6 protein-coding genes are annotated in these 4111 nt (G+C 32.9%); all 6 read left to right on the top strand.

The annotated features are described in order from the left end of the window. Nucleotides 1-460 precede the first annotated feature (460 nt). Nucleotides 461-580: an IS630 transposase-related protein gene (locus tag K737_RS10855; protein ID WP_006304662.1), complete on the top strand. Its 120-nt coding sequence runs from the start codon at nt 461-463 to the stop codon at nt 578-580. Between the two features lie 910 nt (nt 581-1490). Further along, on the top strand, nt 1491-1715 hold the full coding sequence (locus K737_RS08710; protein ID WP_006304660.1) for a transposase: 225 nt from the start codon (nt 1491-1493) through the stop codon (nt 1713-1715). A gap of 237 nt (nt 1716-1952) precedes the next feature. After that, on the top strand, nt 1953-2696 hold the full coding sequence (locus tag K737_RS00830; RefSeq protein WP_152531017.1) for a hypothetical protein: 744 nt from the start codon (nt 1953-1955) through the stop codon (nt 2694-2696). Nucleotides 2697-2880: 184 nt separating this feature from the next. After that, complete coding sequence (locus K737_RS11695) at nt 2881-3219, top strand: helix-turn-helix domain-containing protein (RefSeq protein ID WP_006304658.1); 339 nt, start codon at nt 2881-2883, stop codon at nt 3217-3219. Continuing rightward, nucleotides 3117-3410, top strand: a complete 294-nt coding sequence (locus K737_RS10845) for a hypothetical protein (protein WP_407636435.1) — start codon at nt 3117-3119, stop codon at nt 3408-3410. The genes K737_RS11695 and K737_RS10845 overlap by 103 nt, the downstream gene beginning before the upstream one ends. Continuing rightward, entirely contained in the window at nt 3334-3492 is a 159-nt protein-coding gene (locus tag K737_RS10840; RefSeq protein WP_235075641.1) for a hypothetical protein, read from the top strand. The genes K737_RS10845 and K737_RS10840 overlap by 77 nt, the downstream gene beginning before the upstream one ends. The last annotated feature ends 619 nt before the right edge of the window (nt 3493-4111 follow it).

The raw sequence follows: 4111 nt of genomic DNA, 5'->3' as shown, positions 1-4111 counted from the left end.
TGCTGAACCTTTCGCTGATCGATCATACTAAGTACGAAGGTTCATTTGCATTAAACATTGTTGTTTATTTTTAATAAAATAGCCTCTCTTTCGGATCTTTTAAAGCCCCTTCAAAAAAGTGAGGGGGAGTATGAGCGATGATTATATAGCAAAAGCTAAATAAAATGATTTTAATTAATAATTTTATGACATATTCAGTAGATTTTAGACGTAGAGAGTTAGAAATCAGAGAGGAAGGAGGACTATAGTAATTTAGGTTGAATTGGGTGTAATTTTTTTGTTAAAACAAAAGGAAAATGACAAAGAGCTACTGCAACGATTTAAGACAAGGGGTAATAGAATATTTAGATGAAGGGGGCGGGTTATATTGAAGCATCGCAACTATTTAAAATCAATGTATCAGTGATAGGCAGGTAGCATAGAAAATGCAGACAAGAAGGCAGGTATTTTCCTAAGAGGCGTGCTTGGCTCAGAAAAAAAGATTGACTTAGAAAAGCTTGAAGCGTACGTCAAAGAAAGCCAAGATATGACCTTAAAAAAAGCTGCTCAAGAATTCGGAGTACACTCAGTTACTGGTTAAAAAGATTAGGCTATAGCTTAAAAAAAAGACTTTTCCTACGTGGAAACAAGCAAATAAAAGCGAAGTTAGTATCAAGAATCGATAAATATATGGCGTATCCAAGTCTTGTATATATTGATGAAAGCGGCATTGATATAGCTATGTGCAAAGACAGAAGGCTGGGGCAGAAAAAGTAAAAAGTTGGTTGGCAAAAAGAGTGGGAAATAGTATCAAAGCACAAATAGTATTGCCGGTTTGGTTAATAACAGGCCGATAGCACCAATGGGGTTTAACGGGTCTTGCGACGCAGTACTATTCTAAGCTTGGGTAGAATTGCTGATCAAGGAACTAAAGCCTGCTCAAGGTATTATTATGGATAATACCTCTTTTCATAAATTCAAGAGAAGTAGAGAATGAATAGAATTTGTAAAATGCAGTATAATTTTTCTACCTCCTTACTCTCCTGATTTGAAGCCAATAGAGAAATTTTGGGCATATGAAGAGGGGGACAATATACTAAATTTTATTCGACGCTATTTCGCGGTTCTTTAACATATCTTGTTCAACCTAAATTACTATAGTTACTTTTTTAAATCGTTGCGATGCTTCAATATAACCCGCCCCCTTCATCTAAATATTCTATTACCCCTTGTCTTAAATCGTTGCTGTAGCTCTTTGTTATTTTCCTTTTATTTTAACAAAAAATTACACCTAATTCAACCTAAATTACTATAAAATATCCAAAGTGGTATCATCGCTCAAGGCTTCTGATCGACTTCAGCTTGGATGTTTTCGTTCATCACGCGCTCTACCACATAGGTACTCACCATCACTGAGGGACTGGCAACTGAAATTTTGTTGAGATTAATTCCAAGTTCTTATACTCCTACAACAGCGATACTATGGAAAACATAATTGGGAAGCTAAAGGAATGCCTAATGTTATGGGAGCTTTGATTGGTGGTGCTATAATCGCAATTGGCTTAATTACGGACTTTTGTTATACGGAAGTTTTTGTATCTTGGGTAGTACAGATTTTATTGCCAGATTCACCTGCAAAAAGTGTGATCGTTAAAGATAATACATCTTTTCACAAAGGCAAAGACATGCAAAAATTCTGGCCAGACTTTTCCATACTTTCCTCCTTATTCACCTGATCTCAACTCCATTTAGAAAAAATGTTTCCAAGCTAGGCACATACGTAGAACTATGAACTGTTTTATTGATGACATGTTTAAAATTTATTCAACATGACTTATTTATGTAATCTTAGCTATATAATGCTAGATTGTTTTATAAATTCGTGATTTATAAAAAAATTTATTATTTTTTTTTATAATAAAGTTTGAAAAAATTAAAATATAAAACAAATGAAAAAAAGTATTTTTCTCTTTATGATACTTGTTAATACAAGAACGGAAGCAACCTTTAGTAAAGATTTAAAAAAAGAAATCAAGAAAGTGGAAGCTAAATCTTTTATTACTCCACAAGAAAAAAGGACCCTTTTAGAAAAAATTTATTTAAAATTCGAATATTTTATAAAAGAAGTTATAAGTAAATATAGATCAGAAAAACAAGATCTAGAGTATACGAAGTATGTAGAAAAATACTTTCTAAATCTTTTTCATATGATAATAAAGGGAGAAAGTTTGAAAAAAGTAGAAACAATAATTTCTATTTTTGAACAAAATGAATTTTTTGATGATCCAGCAATAAAACAAGTCGTGGAAGATTTTAAAATTTATCAAAAAGAAATTAGTTCAAAAGTTACTATAACTATTAAGGAAACTGAGCTAATGGAAACCTATATACTTTTTAAACAAAGTCATTTGTACGGCTTTGATAGTAAGTATTTTGAAGAGTGGTCATCAGCTTTCTCAGATTTTTATGAGGTAATAGAAAAAATCAATAATAAAGAAATAAATTTTATTGTAGAAAATTATAAAAACACCTCTAACTCTTTAAATGCAATTGCTGTGAAAACTTTAATGGAAAACAAAATACTTGAAATCAAAGAAGATATAAAAAATGCAGATAAAGTAAAAGAAAAATTAACAGATTATGTTGAAGAGAATCTCAAAAATGAAAACAAAGGAATATTCGATAATATTAAAGACAAATTCAAAAAACTTATTTAAATATTTATCCTATATAGCTAAAATCATATAAAAGGACGCTTTTAACTAAAGATCTTTTTTGTTAGAATTAGTAAAGGAAGTCTTTTAAAAGTCTCTAAAAATTATTGTATGTAAATTTTGTGAATGTTCGGATCGCTTTAAAAGCCGTTTTGTTCGAGGGGGCAGCGGTACAAATGTAAAAGATGTGGAAAAAATTTCACGAGGTGTGCCCAAGAAAGACAAGCTCCAAGCCCTTGTTTTATACGCAAGCGGCCTGTCAATGAACCGAATTGCTCAGCGTTTTGGTGTCAGCGTGAGCGCTGTTTTGAAGTGGGCGAGCACCTTAGGATCAAGGCTATGCGCCAAAATTGAGCTATCCCCAAAAGACAAAGGCATTGTCAAGGAAGTCGATGAAGAATTATTAAAAAAAAGAAGAAAAAAATTTGGATTTATAAAGTCTGTGATCGTGCTGGAAAACGGTTTATCGATTGGGAATTTGGTGATCACTCGGGTCAAACATTCAAACGACTTTTTGAACGATTAAAAAAATGGAAAATTAAATGGAAAATTTTATTTTATTGCGCAGATCATTGGGTAGGTTTTAATAAAATTATTCCAAGCCCCCACCTCTTTCAGGGAAAAGATAAAACGTTTTCCATTGAACAAAATAACGCTCCACACCGCCTTTGGTTTGCAAGATTTCGTCGCCCCCCTTGCAAACACGCGATTTCTTAAAATGCTAGAGGGAACACTGCGTATTTTTGCGGTACTTCACGTTAATAAAACATTGAAAATTTATCATACTATCTTTAGTTAAAAGCCTCAAATCGTTAGCTCTATACCACTTTCATCACTGTATACAATGCTTTCAGTCGCTATGCCTTTTATAGCGTCTTGATAGTTACTTCGTTTTTTTCGCGTGCTTTTACATAGGTAAAGGCTTTTTTTATAACTAAATCCTAGCTTTTTTAAGTTTCTGTATACAGAACAAATACTTGCGTTAAATAGCTTTGCTATCTCAGCTCATTTCTTATCTCTATTGGCTTGAACGTGAATCTTTAGCTTCTCTGGGGCTATTTTACCCTTACCCCCTAACCGTGGGATAGACCTAATTATCCCTTCTTTTTGTGTCTTACCCCCCGCCTACTTACTCTGCTTTTACTAAGAACCTGTATTCATGAATAAAAAAGTGTGATATAAAAGGCTTGAAGGTGTAGAAGATGAATTATCTAAGCATGACAATAGAAGCAAATACAACAAAAAAGAGGGTGTTAATGCAGTAGGTTATATAATCAAGAGCGGTTGTCAATGGACGGTACATTCGTTTTATAGACCTTGTAGGATTAAGGGGGTATGGGAAAAAGTGATGCATGAACTTTGTTAAGACAAGCCGAATTAAGTATGAAAGAAGTAAAAATCCCAGCTATAGCATCATT

This window comes from Holospora undulata HU1 (assembly GCF_000388175.3).
Classification (GTDB): domain Bacteria; phylum Pseudomonadota; class Alphaproteobacteria; order Holosporales; family Holosporaceae; genus Holospora; species Holospora undulata_A.
This window is presented reverse-complemented; position numbering and strand designations above follow the sequence as displayed.